We start from the raw sequence: 18921 nt of genomic DNA, 5'->3' as shown, positions 1-18921 counted from the left end.
AATTTCGAATTGTTAAGCTATAACCATGCAATTTGATGTAAGCGTATACAAAAAAGGAGGAACACGCGGAATGAGTAAAAAGATCTGGAGAAAGACACTTGTAGCTGCAATAAGCGGTACTCTGGTGTTGGCCATGATTACCCCGGTGCCGTTTTCCGCCCCGGTTCAGGCTGCTCCTACAATAGCCGTCCCGGCGCAGGTAACTGCTGACTGGTACAAAACCTACCAGACGATGGATGGCGTAGGAGCCGCTTATGCTTATACAGATTCCGTCCATATGCTGCAACTGGCTTCGGCCGGTCATCAAGATACCGTCAGGCATCTGCTGGATCTGACCTTCAGTGAACAAAAGGGCACAGGCCACGACATTGTCCGGGTCATCATCGGCGATAACGGCGGCCTTACCACTGCCAATGCCACCGCCGCAAGCCCGGGGTTCAACCCTCTGACCGGTCTGCTTGCAGATGTCAGCAAGCCCGGCTTCGATATCGAAGGAAATGCCATTCCCCTGCGTGGAACAGGCGGGCAATATGGATACAAAATAGAAGCGGAGAACCGCTATTACGATGGCAATACCGACAGTATCTGGCCTGTTGAACCCGAGCATGCTCCAGGCACGCTGGTGCCTGTACAGGATTTCGTGTGGGATTATCCGTCTTGGAACCAGCCGGCTGCCAATGACGATGGAGGTCCGACCAATCTATTGAGCGCACCGGGGGATCATCCTGTGGTGATTAAGAACTCGCCGCGTACCCGCAAGGAGCTGTTCGATGTGGATCAGGTCTGGACGATGCGCCAGGCGATGCAATACGGCGTCAAGCAGTTCTACGCTTGTACATGGACGGTGCCTTACTGGATGAGCCAGTCTTCGACAGGCTCCCCTAACAAGATTGTCCGCAGCGATACAGCCACCGTTAATGGTAAAGTGGTGAAAATTTATTATCAGGCCTATGCGGATTATCTCGTGAATTATATCCGCGGAATGTGGGAGCAATATGGAATTCCGATCACCCACATCAATCCCTTCAATGAGGTTGACCTCGCGGGCGGGTCAGCCGCGTACGTTACCGAGCTGATTAACGGTTACATCGGTCCTGCCTTGAAGAAGTCGATGCAGCCGGGCGGTGCCCTCTATGATATCCAGAATCCGGACGGCAAGCTCATTGACTTCATTCCTCAGCTTGCCGCCGTGGACGGCACCAATCTGAACGCTTCCTTAAGCAGAGGCGGCGAAGTGTTCAGTCAGACCGACCCTGACAATGCACTGGACAAAAACCCTTACCTCGATGTATTTACCACCCATCTGTATGGTACGGTCGGGATCGGCACGGATGAGAACAAGCTGTACCATACCGGCGACTTTTCCCAGAATCCGCTGGATTACTCCAAGGATGGAAGCAAGTATCCCGAATACCTGACCAAATATAAGCTCTGGCAGGCCGAATTCATGAATCAGGATACCGGTGACGGATCGGCCGGTGCCTATACTCAGCGGTACGGCAATCAGAACATCAGTGACGCGGTGCGCTGGTCCAATCTGCTGACCAATATGTTCAGCAGCAACCCCGGATTTAACGGCTTTGTCTGGTGGAGTATGTGGGACAGCAACGGCGCGGACGGCTCCGACCTGATCCGCTTCGTTACGACCAACTCCCAGCAGGAGCCGGGACGGATCAGCACGCTGACGGGTGAATACCGGTTGTTCAAGCGTTTTTACGGCTATGGGCATTTCTCCCGGTTTATGAATCCCGGAGATGTCCGGTTTGATGTCACGCGGGTACCTGCGGCCGATATCAACGTGGTCGCCTTCAAGAATCCGAATACAAATGATTACTCGATCACGGCATCGAATGCCAAGAATGATGACAGCGTTCAGCCGCTTGAATTCAATCTGAAGGACTTCCCGGCAGGCACAACAAGTATTACCGTGTTCCGTACTTCAGGCAGCGAGAATCAGAAGAAGCTTGGCACGATTCCTGTAACGAACGGGAAGTTCGTTGTTGACATTCCGTCGGCCAGCATCGTAACGATGGTTCCGTCCCAAGGCAAATTCGCCACATATCAGGGGCTTGATGGAGAACGTGACATTTTCTCAACGCTGGAAGCAGAGGGAAATGACAATAGTATACCTGGCGACAGTGCAGGTAGTGCGGGACGCGCTGAAGAGGCAGTGACACTCGGTGCCGGCAAGTACCTCGCCTACAGAAATTTGAACTTTGCAGATGGCTCCGCGAACGGAGGCGTTGTACGCAGACACTTGCTGTACCTGACCGCTCAGAGTAAATCAGCTCAAGGAGGCAAGCTTGCCGCTTATGTGCTTCCGGTAGGAAGCGCTGTGGGCAGCAACGACGACATTCTGTCCCAAGGCACGCGTGTAGCAGAAATTCCTGTACCAGCCAATGAGGTTTACGGTAAATTCCAGGATATGGTTGATACTGGCGATCTTAGCGCTTACGGCCATAAGGATCTGTATATTGTGGCCGAACCGAACGGAACTGCGGGTACAATCACCGTTGACCGCTTCCTGTTCGGAGCAGGCGATTCCGACTGGGGTGCTGCCGCGAATAACTCTACAGTATCCATTCCGGGGAACCTGCTGCTCAATGGAGACTTTGATACAACTGTTGCCTCCAATACAGACAACTGGTCTACTGGCCGTTACAACAAGGGAACCTTTGAGCCTGTTGCTCCAGGACCCGTGTTAACAGCGGATACCATACAGAGCTATTCGGGTCTGTCACGTTACCTGAAGAACAGCTCCACCTCGAAGGTTGCCGGTTCCGGCAAGCTTGCTGGCCGCATCGACGCTGCGGAACAGTATGACGGAATGTGGCAGGACATTACCGGTAAGCTGAACAAGGGAGAGAGCTATAACTTCAAGGGTTATTTCCTCTCCATGATGAGCCGGCCGGAGAGCTATGATCTCGCTGCGGAGCATCCGGGTGATGTGGAAGTGGCGCTGGTGTACTACGACCAGAACGGGACCCAGCTCGGTATGACTCCGATCAATGGCCGCGATATGCCTGAACCCTATGCAGCCCGGGAGGCGGGTGATCCCGCATACTGGATCGGCGGCAAATTTGTCGGACGTATCCTGGAGGGCGGGCCGCTCAGCTTAAGCTCTTTCCAGCCTGTGGATGTGAAGGTAGCGGACTGGCATGAGACGCCTAATGCCCCGTTTACCTATGATGAGCCGTCAGGTACTGCCAAGGTGGTAATGGCGGTGTATGCGAAGGATGCCAACATCCTCTACGCCGATCAGCTGTCACTGACGCCGGAGGCCGTGGCTTCGCGCAATATTTTCGTGGATGGCGTTCAGCCGACTAACTTCGATGCCTCCAATTACGAATATAAGTATACGGTTTCCGGGAACGCCATACCGAAGGTAACGGCGGTAACGAGTGACCCGGCTGAAATCGTAAGCATCTCACAAGCGGACAGTGCGCAAGGAACGGCAGTGGTCCGGTTTGTCAAAGGAGAACAGATAAAGACTTATAAAATCTTCTTCAGTACGAATGAAGTTATCGACTTTGCGGCTGGCCTTCCGGCGGGCTGGGAGGTTATAAATCCGGCTGATCCGCAGACCGCACTTAGCTATAGTGCTGAGGGTGCGGCCATCCAGACCTTGAAGGGCGGCACGGAATATCCGGGCAGCCATAATATGCTGCAGATGCCGGGTTCGGCCGAAGGCAACTGGACGCTTACAGCGAAGCTGACGGTAGACAAACCGCTTAATGATTCGACTATGGGTGAGAATTCCCAGGTAGGACTTGGCATCAGCCGCACTTCAAGCGGGGAGTTCTACAGAATCAATGCAAGGAAAGTGAACGCTAACATCAAAGTGAATAATTCAGGGTTGATAGGTACTCAGCCCTTCACGAACAATACGAATCAGACTAATTTGAGTGGTACCAACTATTATCTGCGGATTGTAAAAGAGGGCAATGTGGTTCAAGGGTATTTCTCCACGAACAGCGGTTCTTCCTGGCTGGCGATGGGGAATCCGTCAACGTATACCCCGGAATTCTTCAAGGATGCCAAGGTACAATTGTACGGAACCAATACCAGCACAGTAACGGATTTCAAAGTAACCTTTTCCAATGTGACTCTAGTCAAGACCCTGGGGGAGACGGGTGAACTGAGCCCTGATCAGCAGGCTGTAGAACAAGCAGCGGCGCTGATCGGCAACCGGATTACCGTTCCGAATGCAGTGGCAGGTGAAGATCACGCTAAGCTGATAGCCAAAGCACAGGCTGTCCTGAATGAGAGGGAAGAGCTGAGCCTGCTGGGAGTGACTACAGCCATTACCTTCCAGAATGGCGGATTTACGCTAAGGGTAACTAAGGGAAGCGTCAGCGTATCGGTTAATCCTTTTACCATTGTGGCTGGTATTCAACGTGCAAGAGATTTCGAGGATCAGACGGTTCAGGGCTTCAAGCCGAAGGGCGGTGCAGGTGTAACTGTTGCATCTACCCAGGAGGCCAACCATACCCCGGGCGGAGCTTATGCCCTGAAGGTTACAGGCAGAGCGGCTAATCCGGACGGACCGTCCGTCAATGTGAAGGACCTTGTTACCATTGGCAATGAGTACAAAACAACGGTATGGGTGAAGCTGATCAGCCCGGCCAGCGCGCAGCTGAAGCTGACTGCCCAGGTCAATGATACTACGCCGTATTATGTCAGTCTGTCCACCCAGACGGTCAATGCAGGCGGAGACTGGGTGAAGCTGGAGGGGACGTACCGTTATCTGCACGAGGATGTCACTTTGTATGTAGAGAGCCCGAACAGTGCTGTTGCAGCCTACTATATTGACGACTTCAGCTTCGAGGATACAGGGCTGCAGACGATTGCTTCGCTCAAGGATGTCTATAAGAACGACTTCGTGCTTGGAAATGTGCCGGGCAACAATGACATTAACCCGGGCAATGGACAAAATGCGTTCTTCAATTATCATTTCAACAGCGTGACCTTCGGCAATGAGATGAAACCGGATGCACTGCAGAAAACCAAGGGGACCTACACGTTCACGAAGTCTGACGACATGATTACCAAATCTCAGGCTATGGGGATGGAAGTACACGGTCATGTACTGGTATGGCATAGCCAGACTCCGGCGTGGTTTACACAGCAAGTGGACGCTTCGGGCAATGCACTGAAGGATCAGGCGGGTAATCCGCTCTATCTCAGCCGCAGTGAGGCGCTTGCGAATATGCGAACACACATCAAGACCGTTATGGAACACTACCGGAATAAGGTGATCTCATGGGATGTTGTCAATGAGGCCATGCAGGATGGACCTCCGGCAGTATCCGACTGGAAAGATGCACTGCGGAAATCGCCCTGGTATTATTCCGTCGGTCCAGACTTCGTGGAGCAGGCATTTCTGGCCGCACGGGAAGTGGTGGACAGCAACCAGGATTTGAAAGGGATCAAGCTGTATTACAATGATTTCAATGATGAATTCCCGGAGAAACGGGACGCTATCCACGACATGGTTAAAGAGATGAATGACCGGTATGCAGAGGCCCATCCAGGCAAGCTGCTGGTTGACGGCATTGGGCTGCAGTCTCATTACGACATGAGAACCAAGCCCGCCAATGTAGAAGCGGCAATTGTGAAGTATGCTTCCCTGGGCGTTGAAATCTCTATCAGCGAACTGGATGTTCTGGCGGGAATGAATTCCTCCCTCTCCCCGGAATGGGCGGATAAGCAAGCTAGCCTGTATGCCCAATTGTTCCAGATTTATAAGAAGCATGCCGATAAAATCGCGCGTGTCACCCTCTGGGGTTACACGGACAGCTCAAGCTGGAGATCCAGCCAGAATCCGCTGCCATTCCTTAGTTCTCTGGCACCGAAGCCTGCCTATTACGCAATTATCGACCCGGAGAAGTATCTGGCAGAGCATCCGCTCTATATTACGCCTGAAACCAAGAGCTCTACGGCGCTCTACGGTACACCGGATATTGACGGAAGCATGGACGACATCTGGAAGAATGCACCTGAAATTCATATCGACAACCATCTGATGGCAACAGCAGAAACGACCGGCACAGCCCGGACGCTGTGGGACGAGGAGAATCTATACGTGCTGTTCCAGGTGAAGGATAAGCAGCTAAGCAAAAACAATACAGATAAGACGAAGCAGGATTCGGTAGAAGCCTACGTGGATGAAGACCGCGTCAACGCCTGGCCGTACCTTGAGGATGACGGACAATACCGGGTCAACTATGCCGGAGAGCAGTCCTTCAAGTTCCTCAGTAATTCGACTCCGGCGACCTCCCCGGGCTTCGAATCAGCAGCGGTAACGGCCGGAACGGATTATATAGTGGAAATGAAGATTCCGTTCCGCACCATCACACCGGAGAACGGTACACAGATCCGGTTCGATGCACAGGTGAATAACGCAAACGGAGCCAATCTGATCGGCGTAGCGACCTGGAATGATCTGCTCGGCAGAGCGTCGAAATCGACAGAGGTATTCGGCAGCCTGACCCTCAGCGGCAAGGGAGATCAGATTCCGCCAACTTGGGTAGAGGGAAGCAAGCTTGAAGCCACTGATATCACCAGTACCGGAGTTACCTTGTCATGGATTGCGGCATCGGATAATCTTGGAGTCACCAGCTACCGGGTCTACAATGGAGTGGATGCTGAACCGGTGATCATAACCGGCAGTGAACCGGTAGAGACCGTAAGCGGAACGGTATATCGCCACCAGGTGACCGGACTTATGCCGAATACGCAGTATACCTTCAAGGTGGAAGCCGGAGATGCTGCTGGGAACTGGAGCAAGGACGGACCTTCCGTCCCGGTAACTACACTACCGACTTCAGATACTACACCACCGGTATGGGCAGAGGGAAGTTCGCTTGAAGCCTCTGGCATTACAAGCAAGGGATTGACTCTGACATGGTCGGCTACGGCATCGGACGAGAGCGGCATCGCCGGTTACCGGATTACGAATGGAACCGGTGACAAGCCGGTTACGGTTACGGATGCCGTGTATACGGAGACGGTTACCGGGGCTGTATACAGTCATCAGGTAACAGGACTTATGCCGGGTACGCAGTATATGTTCACAGTGGAGGCAGTAGATACCGGCGGCAATTGGAGTGCCGGTGGACCTTCGGTTTCCGCTGCAACACTGGCCGCTTCGGATACAACACCTCCGGCTTGGACAGCGGGAAGCAAGCTTGAAGCCTTACGGATCACGGCAACCGGCCTTACGTTAACCTGGACGGACGCTTCCGACGATACGGGAGTGACGGGCTACACGCTCTATAGAGGATCAGAAAAAATCGCGGAGTTGCCTGGAATAACGCACCGTTATGAGGTAACTGGACTGGCGCCGGGCACAGGATATAACTTCTCGGTGCAGGCCGTGGATGCAGCAGGGAACTGGAGTACAGACGGTCCCGCTATCTCTGTAACTACGCTAAGCAATAACGGCGGTCCATCAGAACCAACACCAGCACCCACACCAGTACCAACATCTGTGCCGGCGCCGACACCAACACCAACACAGGCGCCGGGAACAACAGCAACACCGGCTCCGTCACTGGTACCATCGACACCGATACCAGTGCCAACCAGCCCGTTCAAAGATGTAGGTGCCAAATATAGCTGGGCTTCGGAGGGTATTGATACGCTGCACAGGCTGGGCATCATCCAAGGAACCTCCGCGACCACCTTCAGCCCGGAGAAGAACATTACGAGAGCGGACTTTGTGCTGCTGGTAATGAGAGCATTGGGCCTCGAAGCGGAATCCGGTTCCAGCTTTGCAGATGTAAGCCCGGGAGCCTACTATGCTGAAGCCCTCAGCATGGCGAAGAAGCTGGGAATTATCAATGGAACGGATGGCAACCGATTCAATCCGAAGGGCGAAATCTCGCGGCAGGATATGATGGTGATTGCAGCCAGGGCATTGAAGGCAGTGAACAAATTATCTGCCGGCGGCAGTGCCGGAGAACTGAGCGGCTACACAGATAGAATGAAGGTGGCAAAGTATGCCATCGATAGTGTAGCGGCACTGGTCAAAGAGGGAATTGTCCAGGGAGACGGGAAATCCCTCCATCCCACCGGAACCGCAACGCGGGCGGAAGCCGCTGTAATAATCTTCCGGATGCTGGAGAAATAAGCACCCACAAGCGAAGCTATGACGTAACACCGTAACATTCCTCTTGGCAGTCAACGTCTATAGACATCGGAAGATGGGATAGACGTTGACCGGCCGGAGGTTTTTTTATGATGTGGATAAGGCTGAATGTGAAGCGCAAAGGGATAAATCCCTTTGAATGCGCCGAAAGTGGGCGAGAGGAGAAAATGAGAGGGATAAATCTCTCTGCCTCCACCCCTGTATGTCGGTCAAGGAGGGAAGGAGGAGCAGAAGTGCACATGAATCCGCCGCAAGGTTAGTATCCTATCAGCTACATTACGGACAGGTCTATTCCCCGATGATCGTAATTTCCGTGTTGATCCATTTGGCTACAGCTATTCCTTTGGCCCTTAGCAGCAGAGTGTTGATGATGTCCTCTCCCCAATTCTGCTCGTTCTGTGAAATCACCCGCGTAATCTGCCCGTTGTCCATCGCCTGCTTCAACGAAGGTGTGAGGCCCAGAGCGATATTATAGCGCGTCAGGCCTTTGGCTTTCCAGACCAGGACAGAGCTTGAGCTGGACACGAAATCCAGACTGACCAAAGCGCTGAAATGGGGATGGGCCGATATCATTTGCTCCAGCTGCAACGCTGCGATGTCCTCACTGCCGTCATTATGACGGATTTCCAGTACATCGATCTCGCTATGCTCCGCCAAATAGTCCTCCAACCCGCGCAGCCGTTCTTGAGTGCCCAGCATGCGGGACATTCCAGACTCCACCAGAATCATCCCTTTTCCGCCAAGCAAGCGTTCCACAGTCTGTCCAATAGTAGCGCCGGTTGCTCTATTATCAGCCCCGATAAAGGCTTCTCTGCTGCTGGCAGGCGAATCCGACTCAAAACAAACAACGGGAATCCCCCGGGATACCGCTTTGTTAATAACGCTGGTAAGCGCCAGGGAATCCGCCGGGGCAATGGCGATTCCGTCTACGCCCCGCTTGATCATCATCTCCATAATCCGGACCTGCTGCTCCAGATTGGCTTCATCAGGCGCTTGAACCAGCAGCTCTACATTATTCTTTTTTGCCACAGCTTCTGCATTCTCGGTTATCATTTCGTAGGTGTCATTCACCATGGGGTAGATAATACCGAAAGTCAGCGGCGGCTCCCCGTTCTGACTTGATGGAGAGTCCAGGGCTTCCTCCGAAGGTGTATTCGTGACTCCGGAGGAACGGGAGCAGCCGCCAAGGATCAAGCCTGCTGCCAGCAGCAGGATAAAGACATGCCGGTTCCGCATCCTGGAAGAAGTCACTAATTCCCCGCCCCTTTACGGATAGGCTGAAGCTGATCCCCGGAATTTCCGTGCTTGCGATATTCCATAGGCGTCATCCCCGTTACTTTCTTGAACAGATTGGAGAAGTAATGCTGATCGTTGTAGCCCACGCTAAACGCAATCTCAAACGTTTTATGTCCCGTTGACTTCAGCAGCTCTTTGGCTTTATCCATGCGTGTGGCCGTCAGGAATTCAGTGATCGTCTGTCCGGTCGCCTGGCTGAAGGTCTTGCTCAGATGGCTGGGACTGACCCTGACCTGACTGGAGATGTCGTTAAGGGAGAGCTGTTCTTTGTCATAATGCTCACTGATATAATGCTTAACTTTGTCAATCAGCTCACGATATTTATCTGCTCCCTCGGATCTCCACTCCCATAGCCGCTCGAATAGCCTGTTCAAATAGTGTAGACCTTCATCTGTATTGGAAATATGCTTCAGCTGCGCCTGGAATTCCTTGATGAGCTCGGCAGGATTTGGGGCCGCACGAAAACATTTTTTAGCCGTCTGTACCAGCTCCAGGGTAATGTCATTCATCAGGTAATAGGCGTACACGGACAGCCAATTCATCTGCTGGAGCTCCGCAGAGAGCTCCAGCAGAAATGCGGGAACCTGCTTGTGGTCTCCCAGCTTCAGAAACTGGATCAGCCGGTTCCGGTCAAGCAGGATGCCGCTAGCGGATGGATCGAAGTAAGCATCAAGCAACGCTGCTGAATTCAGTCTGGACATCTTCTTGAACATCCGGTCATCCTCGGCATCCAGATAGGAGAGATGAATGCCCTGCAGCCGTTCCCGGACATCACCCAGACTGACGGACAGCTCCAGGCCGCAAGCCGCTCTCAGCTTCTGCTTCCAAGTCCCGCAGATCTCTTCCAGGGTACGGCTCATTTGGGCCGGATTACTGCCTTTATAGATCAGTACAGTTTCAGTGCGGCTGCGTTTATAGATGAAGCCTTCTGCCAGCTCCTTCAGCAGGCCTGCGAACAGCGCTTCGGCATCCTGCGGCGCGCATGGGCAGCCCGTTCCTACATCGATATCCGATGGGTTTAACGTAAATATGGCAGTTGCATAGTAAGGGGCCATAAGCAGCAGATCCAGCTGTTCCGCCGATTCGATGGCGGCAGCGGGACTGATCAGTCCTCCGCACAGATCAGCGAACAGATTCTCGGGGGTATAGGCTTGTTTTTGTTTCATCCGAAATTCTTCATCAATCCTGGAGCTGACACTATGGAGCAGCTGCAGAAGATCCGCAGAGCTGAACGGCTTCAGACAATAATCCTCAACCCCAAGCCGTAGCGCCGCCCTGGCATATTGGAAGTCATCATGACCGCTTAGAATAATGATTTTGATCTTCGGGAACTTTTGCCGGACGACAGAGCTCAGCTCCAGCCCGTTCATAAAAGGCATTTTGATGTCGGTAATGAGGATGTCGGGGAGCTGTTCTTCGATGACCGGAAGTGCAAGCTCGCCGTCGGGGGCGTCACCGCAAAAGATAAAGCCTTCCTTCTCCCATTCTACGGATTCCCGTATACTTTCACGGATCAGGATCTCATCATCCACCAGCATAACCTTTTTCATCTTAGGGTCCCCCTGTTCTTGGGTATGCGAACTGTAATTTGTGTACCATAACCTTCTGAACTGTCCAAGCGGATTCCATACTCCTCCCCGAAATACAGCTGTAGCCGCTGATGTACATTCTGCAGACCGAATCCGTTCTGAGTAGTATCCGTATCCTCCGATTGAATGGGATGCTCGATAGATTCTCTGAGCTGCGCCAGCCGTTCTCCGGGAATGCCAATTCCGTTGTCGGCGACTGTGAGAAGGATGGAGTTCGCGTCCGTATGTCCGCCAATGCTGATGAGCCCTTTGCCTCTTTTGTTTTTGATTCCGTGATAGAGGGCATTCTCTATCAAAGGCTGCAGCGTCATATTCAGAATCGGGTATTCCTGCAACTCCTCCGCAACCTCAATCTTGAACTCCAGAATGTCACGGTAACGCATCTGCTGGATGATCAGGTAGCTTTGCGCATGGGCGAGCTCAGAGCGGATCAGTACCCAGTCGCGCCCTTTATTCAGGCTAAGCCGGAAGAACCCGGATAGCGCTTTCACAATCCGGATGACACCATCGTTATTACCCGCTTCAGCCATCCATACAATGGAATCCAGTGTGTTGTATAAAAAATGTGGATTGATCTGTGCCTGCAGCGTCCGCAGCTCCGCCTTTTGCAGCTGCTGCTGCTTGCGGATGCTCTGCTCCAGCAGCGCTTTGATCTGCTCAACCATAATGTTAAAGCTTTGTCCCAGATCGGCAATTTCATCATTGCCGTCCGGTTTGACCTTGGCTTCCAGGTAGCCGCTTGCCGTCAGGCGCATCTTGTGCTGCAGAAGCTGAATGGGCCGGGTCAGCCGCCGCGTAAGCAGATAATTAAGCGTTATGGCGAAAATGATGCTTAAGCCGACGCTGACTATAATCAGCTGCCTGATCCGGTTGGCTTCGGCAACGATCTCCTGCAGCGGGGCCATGCCGATAATCTTCCAGCCTGTCGAAAGGGAGGAGGTATGGACAATGAACCAGGGCGGGCCGGCGATCTGAAGCACAAAGCTTCCGCTCCCGCTTAATTCCCCTGCAGGTAATCCTGTTTCTTGAACCAGGGTCACAGCGGCCTCTTGAACAGGCGGCACATAGATGGGGTTGTTCTGCTGATCCAGCAGGTAGAAGAACCCTGTTGTACCAATCGTCATCTTGTCGCAGAATTCCTTAATGAATGAGTCGTTCAGATCCACAATGATGAATCCGATCACCTCATGCGTAATCCGCTGCTTGACAGCTGTCATGATCGATATGACACCCTGATTCCTATAGGTGAAGCCATCAACCCGGTCATAACCGGAAATCAAGGGTGGAGGAATCCGGAGAATAAGCTCGGGGTTCTGGGACAGTGTCTGGAAATGCGGATTGCGCAGCGGATTAATATTGGATTGAAAGATACCCCTCCGCTCGCTGATCCCCTTGCCGTACAGATTAATCAGGCTGATATTGAGTACATCCTCATATTTGTAGGTGTCCCGGTAGAGTGTAAAGGTCTGCAGAATTTCCTTCGCCTCTTGATAGGTTTCAGATTGTGAGAAAAGAAAATGGATGACCTGGGGGTTATTGCTGAGCTCCAGCAGCCGCTCGGTATCTTTGAACAGATTATCGATATTCGTTCCCAGCATGTCAGCCTGAAGCATACTTGAAGCCTTGCTGTGACTGGAAATGGAAGTATAGGATTTCTGGTAAGAAATGAGACCGACAGCGATCAGCGGTATCGTGGACAGCACAATAAACAAAGCCAGCAGTTTGGCCCTCAGACTGGAGGAGATCCAGTGTGTGATCCGCATCATCGGAATTTCCCTTTCGCAAATAGAGTAGATTTGGCTTCAATATATAGTTTATAACAAATTATGGAATGCCGATACCCAAAGAAGAAAGCGCAATCAAAATTCACACCTTTTAAATATTAAAATACACAAAATCCTCCTGTGGACAAAACAAAGCCAAAAATAGAAAGCAAACGCCAAAGGCTGCCCGTATAACGGACTTTTGTAAGCGATTTATAATGAGCAGAACACCAGAATCTGGTGAATGCCGAGGGGGAGGAATAAATACGTATGAAGAGATTCGGGAAAATGGGAGCAGTGCTTGCACTCACCTTATCTATGGTCATGCTTGGAGCATGCGGCAACAATAATGGGGGGGACAAGGCGGCGAATGCCGGGAATGCAGCAACGGAAGCACCGGCGGCGAATGGCGGAACCAAGACGGAGGCCAAGGACATTACGCTCGGTTTCTCGCAGGTGGGTGCAGAGAGCGGCTGGCGAAGTGCCAATACGAAGTCCATTCAGGATTCAGCCAAGGAAGCGGGCTATACGCTGAAATTCTCGGATGCGCAGCAGAAGCAGGAGAATCAGATTAAGGCCATCCGTTCCTTTATCCAGCAAAAAGTGGATGTGATTGCCTTCTCCCCGGTCGTGGAATCCGGTTGGGATACTGTACTTAAAGAGGCAAAGGCTGCAGGAATTCCGGTGGTTCTGACCGACCGTGCGGTGGATTCCAAAGACACCTCGCTGTATGTTACTTTCCTCGGCTCCGATTTCGTGGAAGAAGGCCGCAAGGCGGGTGAGTGGCTGTCTGATCAGTATAAAGACGCTTCAAAGGACGTTAATATTGTAGAGCTACAGGGAACCACAGGCTCTGCTCCAGCCAATGACCGTATGGCAGGGTTTGCCGAAGTCATCAAGAGCAATCCGCATCTCAAGGTCATTGCCTCTCAGACCGGCGATTTCACCCGGGCCAAAGGTAAGGAAGTTATGCAGGCGTTCCTGAAGGCCAATAAGGATATTGATGTGCTGTACGCCCATAACGATGATATGGCACTCGGGGCAATTCAGGCGATTGAGGCGGCAGGGCTGAAGCCGGGCGAGGACATTAAGATTATCTCTGTCGATGCGGTGAAGGACGGAATGCAGGCAGCCAGCGAAGGTAAAATCAGCTTTATCGTCGAGTGCAATCCGCTGCTTGGACCGCAGCTGATGCAGGTGGTGCAGAATGTAGTTGACGGCCAAGCGGTTGAGGCCCGGATTGTGACCGAGGAATCGACCTTCACTTCCGAGCAGGCCAAGGAAGCGCTGCCTAGCCGTGAATATTAATCAGCAAGCCTAATAGATCGCGTCTAAGGCGGCCGACAACCGCCTTGGCGTTTCTATGGAGAATGAGGAGTGGATACAACCATGAGCACGCAGCTGCCCATACTGCAAATGACCGGGATTCATAAAAGGTTTCCGGGTGTAATAGCGTTAACTAATGTGAACCTCCGCCTGTTCCCTGGTGAGGTTCATGCCTTGATGGGGGAGAATGGTGCAGGCAAGTCAACGCTGATCAAAGTGTTGACCGGTGTCTATTCCATCGATGAGGGCAGGGTAGAAATGGAGGGTGCGCGCATTTCCCTGCACAGCCCGCTGGAGTCGCAGGCTGCGGGAATCAGCACGGTTTATCAGGAGGTCAATCTGTGCCCCAATCTGACAGTAGCCGAGAACATCTTCATTGGCAGAGAGCCGCGAAGATTCGGATGCATTCTATGGAAGGAAATGAATCTGCGCGCTGCGGAGCTGCTTCGGGAACGGATGAATCTGCAGATTGACGTTACCCTTCCCTTGCATATGTATTCTGTAGCGGTTCAGCAGCTCATCGCAATCGCCAGAGCGCTGAATATTTCAGCCAAGGTACTGATTCTGGACGAACCGACCTCAAGTCTGGATCAGAATGAAGTGGAGCAGCTGTTCCGTATTATGAGGAAGCTGCAAAAGGATGGTTTGTCGATATTGTTTGTCACGCATTTTTTGGATCAGATGTACGAAATCTGCGACCGGGTAACCATCCTGCGGGGTGGTGAGCTTGTCGGTGAATATAGGGTTAAGGAGCTATCCCGGCTGGATCTGGTCTTAAAAATGATCGGTAAGGATCTTAATTTGCTGGAAGAGCTGCCGGGTCTGGCAGCAGAATACAAGGATGCCTTGGGGGATGAGCTGATCAAAGCTGAAGGGCTGGGCCGCAAAGGCGGAATTGAGCCGTTCGATCTGTCGATCCGCAAGGGTGAGGTAGTAGGGCTGGCAGGACTTCTCGGATCTGGGCGGACAGAGGCAGCCCGGCTGTTCTTCGGTGCCGACAAAGCGGATTCCGGGCAATTGACGCTAGCGGAATCAGGAGGTGGGGTACATTCGCCACGGGAAGCCATTGGACGGCGGATCGCCTTCTGTTCGGAGAACCGCAAGACAGAGGGGATTATCGGCGATCTGTCGGTAAGAGAGAATATTATCCTTGCACTGCAGGCCAAGTACGGCATGTTCAAGACCATTTCACGCAGGCGGCAGGAGGAGATGGCTGAAGAATATATCCGCATGCTGAATATCAATCCTCCAAATCCCGACCTGCTGATCAAGAATTTAAGCGGCGGAAATCAGCAGAAGGTTCTGCTGGCACGGTGGCTGCTGACGGAGCCTGAGTTGTTTATTCTCGATGAGCCGACACGGGGCATTGACATTGGAGCCAAGGCAGAAATTCAAAAGCTGGTGCTGACGCTCTCACGGCAGGGTATGTCATTCCTGTTCATCTCCTCCGAGCTGGAGGAAGTGCTGCGGGTCAGCGACCGGATCGCCATCTTGCGCGACCGCCGCAAAGTGAAGGAAATTTCGGATAAGGACATGAGCCAGCAGCAAATTATGCAGGCGATTGCGGGAGGCTGACACGATCATGAGCCAACTGGTAAAACATCATTTATTCTGGCCGCTGTGTGTTCTGGCTGTACTGCTGCTGTTCAACCTGTGCTATTCGCCGGACTTCTTCTCAATTACCGTCCATGACGGACATTTATACGGAAGCCTGATTGATATTCTTAACTTCGGAGCACCGCTTATCCTGGTGGCCATCGGGATGACACTGGTAGTGGCAACCAAAGGCATCGACCTGTCTGTCGGCTCCATTGTCGCTATATCCGGCGCCATTGCCTGCCTGAGCATCAGCAAAGCTTCAGACCAGAATGCCCTGGGTCTGATCCTGACCTCGGTGCTGCTGGCAGCAGGTTTGTCGCTCATGCTTGGCGTATGGAACGGTCTGCTCGTCTCCGGGGCCGGAATTCAGCCGATTATAGCCACGCTGATTCTGATGGTAGCGGGGCGGGGGATCGCCCAGCTGGTTACAGGCGGACAGATAATTACGGTAACCAGCTCGAAGTATGCCTATATCGGGTCCGGCTCATTTGCTGCGCTGCCATTTTCAATATTTGTAGTAGCCCTAATCCTGGTCATTGCCGTGCTGCTTACCCGTAAGACCGCTCTGGGCCTGTTTATAGAATCGGTGGGCTGCAATCCGGCCGCCAGCTCCATGTCCGGTATCCGCGCCCGTTGGGTTATTCTGTCGGTGTACGTATTCTGCGGTTTATGCGCCGGCATTGCCGGACTATTGCTCAGCTCGAATGTTTCCAGCGCCGACGGCAATAACGCCGGACTCTGGTATGAGCTCGACGCTATTCTGGCGGTAGTCATCGGGGGGACGTCATTGAACGGCGGACGTTTTTATCTTACGGGTACCGTAATCGGTGCGCTGATTATCCAGACGCTGACCACAACCATCTATATGATCGGCGTCCCGCCGGAAATCACACTGGTCGTCAAAGCTTGTGTCGTGCTGGCGGTCTGCCTGATTCAATCGGATACCTTCCGGGCCGCTATGGCCGCCCGCTGGAAGTCGCGGCATTATCCCGCAGAGAAGGAAGTGACCCGTCATGTCTCTTAACCGCAAGTTTATTCCGATTGTGGTCACCATTGTGCTGTTCCTCGTCATGTTCGCCGCCGGTTCCTTCCGGTATACCGGATTCTTCTCCCTGCAGGTGCTGATGAATCTGCTCATCGACAATGCCTTTCTGCTGATCACGGCCGTTGGCATGTCCTTTGTCATCCTGTCAGGCGGCATAGATCTCTCGGTCGGCTCTATCATTGCCTTATCGACCATGGTATCCGCAAGCCTGGTGCAGCAGCAGGGGTGGCCGCCGGCAGTTGTTATTCCGCTGGTGCTTCTGATGGGTGCGTTGTTTGGCACCATTATGGGAGCGATCATTCATTATTTCACAATCCAGCCGTTCATTGTAACGCTGGCAGGAATGTTCCTGGCCCGGGGCTTATGTTATGTAATCAGCATTGATACCATTACCATTGATAATTCCTTCTACACAGCCATTGCCCAGACGAGAATCCCGCTGCCGGGCGGCAGCTTTCTCTCGATCAGTGCCGTTATTGCTCTTGTTGCCGTTGCTGTGGCGATCTTCACCGCCCATTACACCCGGTTTGGCCGCAACGTGTATGCGCTTGGGGGCAATGAGCAATCGGCTCTGCTGATGGGGCTTCCGGTTGCAAGAACCAAGGTGCTTGTCTATACGCTTAGCGGATTATGCTCGGCGCTTGCAGGGGTGGTCTTCACCTTTTATATGCTGTCGGGTTATGGGCTTCATGCTGTTGGCTTTGAGCTGGATACCATCGCGGCTGTTGTCATTGGCGGAACACTGCTGACTGGCGGTGTAGGCTATGTGCTGGGGACCTTCTTCGGTGTACTCATCCAAGGTGTGATTCAGACCATTATCAGCTTCGAGGGCACACTCAGCTCTTGGTGGACCAAAATTGTCATTGGCCTGCTGCTGTTCATTTTTATCCTCCTGCAACGGGTGTTGAGCACAAGGCGGTTGACTCTAAAAGAATAAGAAGACTGGTTGGGGAGACAAATAATTCTTGTCTCCCCATGTTTTTGCTATATAATTGTAATCGCTATCATATGAAGGAGGGGTCCTGTTGAGAACGGCTAAGGGGTGCCTGGTTCTCCTACTGTTACTACTGCTGGGCGGCTGCTCAGGCGGCGGAGGCAACAATACGCAGGTATTGATGATGCCTCATCATTCTCCTGCAGTGAATACCGGCTTGCTGCCGCCGGCAGATAGAGCCATGGTCAAGCCGATTGTGCTGGGCTTCTCCCAGCTTGGATCGGAGAGTACCTGGCGGGAGGCGAATACCGCTTCGATCCGTGAAGCCGCCGGGGAGGCGGGGATCACCCTTGTCCTGAAGAACGCAGAACAAGATCAGCAGCAACAGTTCGATGCCATTCGTGCCTTTATCCGGAGCGATGTTGATGTCATAGCGATTGCTCCTGTGGTTCAGACCGGCTGGGAACCGATTCTTCTGGAAATCAGGCAGGCAGGGATTCCGGTTATTATTGTGGACCGTTCAGTCAACGTGAAGAACAGCTCGCTCTATGTCACTTTTATCGGTTCTGACTTTTATGAAGAAGGGGTAAAGGCAGCCAAATATGTGATAGATAAGATGCGCCATCATAGTGAAGCCATCCATATCGCAGAATTGCAGGGTACCGTAGGTTCAACGCCGTCGATTGACCGTGGGCGCGGGTTCCGGAAGATGCTCGGGGACAAGCAGAACCTCCGGATTACAATGACTGCACCGGCAGATTTCACACAAAGCGGCGGACGTGAGGTAATGAGGACTTTTTTGCAGCAACCGAAGGAGAAGTGGCCCCAGGTGCTCTTTGCCCATAATGATGATATGGCTATTGGTGCTGTGGAGGCTATGAAAGAGGCCGGTATTGTACCGGGCACCGATATAATAATAGTTTCAGTGGACGGCACACGGCGGGCATTTGAACAGATGGCGGCGGGAAGCATTAATGCTGTTGTCGAATGTAATCCGATGCTGGGCCCCCTGCTGATGCAGGCAGTCAATGAGATTATGGCTGGCCGGACGCTGCCCAAGCGAATGATAACGCCGGAGGACATTTACACGCAAGAACTGGCGGGTAGGGAGATAGACAACCGCAAATATTGAAGAATCAGCCAGGCGCTTTTGCTCCGGCTTTTTTTTATGCAGATAAAACGCCAAAAAAATTCAACTTTTCAAACAAAAAACTACA

General features: G+C 52.6%; 9 protein-coding genes. 6 read left to right on the top strand and 3 right to left on the bottom strand.

Features of this window, described 5'->3' with window-relative positions; genetic code table 11:
• Positions 1–70 precede the first annotated feature (70 nt).
• Complete coding sequence (locus tag MKX70_RS26510; RefSeq protein ID WP_340841186.1) at positions 71–8134, top strand: endo-1,4-beta-xylanase; 8064 nt, start codon at positions 71–73, stop codon at positions 8132–8134.
• A gap of 306 nt (positions 8135–8440) precedes the next feature.
• Here the strand turns inward: MKX70_RS26510 and MKX70_RS26505 are convergent, their stop codons facing one another.
• Genes MKX70_RS26505 through MKX70_RS26495 form a run of 3 tightly spaced genes read right to left on the bottom strand, consistent with a single transcriptional unit; the run spans position 8441 to position 12803 of the window.
• Positions 8441–9403, bottom strand: coding sequence for a sugar ABC transporter substrate-binding protein (locus MKX70_RS26505; RefSeq protein WP_052416270.1), 963 nt, complete (start codon positions 9401–9403; stop codon positions 8441–8443).
• Complete coding sequence (locus MKX70_RS26500) at positions 9403–10998, bottom strand: response regulator transcription factor (RefSeq protein ID WP_042235241.1); 1596 nt, start codon at positions 10996–10998, stop codon at positions 9403–9405. The genes MKX70_RS26505 and MKX70_RS26500 overlap by 1 nt, the downstream gene beginning before the upstream one ends.
• Positions 10995–12803: a cache domain-containing sensor histidine kinase gene (locus MKX70_RS26495; RefSeq protein WP_231637842.1), complete on the bottom strand. Its 1809-nt coding sequence runs from the start codon at positions 12801–12803 to the stop codon at positions 10995–10997. Before MKX70_RS26495 ends, MKX70_RS26500 begins: the two co-directional genes overlap by 4 nt.
• A gap of 267 nt (positions 12804–13070) precedes the next feature.
• Between MKX70_RS26495 and MKX70_RS26490 the strand changes: the two genes are divergently transcribed.
• The 5 genes from MKX70_RS26490 (at position 13071) to MKX70_RS26470 (ending at position 18836) form a co-directional block, all read left to right on the top strand.
• Complete coding sequence (locus tag MKX70_RS26490; RefSeq protein WP_042235243.1) at positions 13071–14108, top strand: ABC transporter substrate-binding protein; 1038 nt, start codon at positions 13071–13073, stop codon at positions 14106–14108.
• Between the two features lie 69 nt (positions 14109–14177).
• On the top strand, positions 14178–15701 hold the full coding sequence (locus MKX70_RS26485; protein ID WP_231637843.1) for a sugar ABC transporter ATP-binding protein: 1524 nt from the start codon (positions 14178–14180) through the stop codon (positions 15699–15701).
• A 7-nt stretch (positions 15702–15708) separates the two neighbouring features.
• Complete coding sequence (locus tag MKX70_RS26480; RefSeq protein WP_042235247.1) at positions 15709–16749, top strand: ABC transporter permease; 1041 nt, start codon at positions 15709–15711, stop codon at positions 16747–16749.
• Positions 16739–17707, top strand: a complete 969-nt coding sequence (gene yjfF / locus MKX70_RS26475) for a galactofuranose ABC transporter, permease protein YjfF (protein ID WP_340841184.1) — start codon at positions 16739–16741, stop codon at positions 17705–17707. Before MKX70_RS26480 ends, yjfF begins: the two co-directional genes overlap by 11 nt.
• An 88-nt stretch (positions 17708–17795) precedes the next feature.
• Positions 17796–18836 carry an ABC transporter substrate-binding protein gene (locus MKX70_RS26470; protein ID WP_231637844.1) on the top strand — a complete coding sequence of 347 codons (1041 nt, stop codon included), beginning with the start codon at positions 17796–17798 and terminating at the stop codon, positions 18834–18836.
• The last annotated feature ends 85 nt before the right edge of the window (positions 18837–18921 follow it).

It is taken from the genome of Paenibacillus sp. FSL R7-0312 (genome assembly GCF_038004445.1).
Classification (GTDB): Bacteria; Bacillota; Bacilli; order Paenibacillales; family Paenibacillaceae; genus Paenibacillus_AQ.
This window is presented reverse-complemented; position numbering and strand designations above follow the sequence as displayed.

Coding starts and splice junctions, on each gene's coding strand:
- MKX70_RS26495 (WP_231637842.1), bottom strand. CDS start 12,803: ATGATGCGGATCACACACTGGATCTCCTCCAGTCTGAGGGCCAAACTG.
- MKX70_RS26510 (WP_340841186.1), top strand. CDS start 71: ATGAGTAAAAAGATCTGGAGAAAGACACTTGTAGCTGCAATAAGCGGT.
- MKX70_RS26490 (WP_042235243.1), top strand. CDS start 13,071: ATGAAGAGATTCGGGAAAATGGGAGCAGTGCTTGCACTCACCTTATCT.
- yjfF (WP_340841184.1), top strand. CDS start 16,739: ATGTCTCTTAACCGCAAGTTTATTCCGATTGTGGTCACCATTGTGCTG.
- MKX70_RS26500 (WP_042235241.1), bottom strand. CDS start 10,998: ATGAAAAAGGTTATGCTGGTGGATGATGAGATCCTGATCCGTGAAAGT.
- MKX70_RS26480 (WP_042235247.1), top strand. CDS start 15,709: ATGAGCCAACTGGTAAAACATCATTTATTCTGGCCGCTGTGTGTTCTG.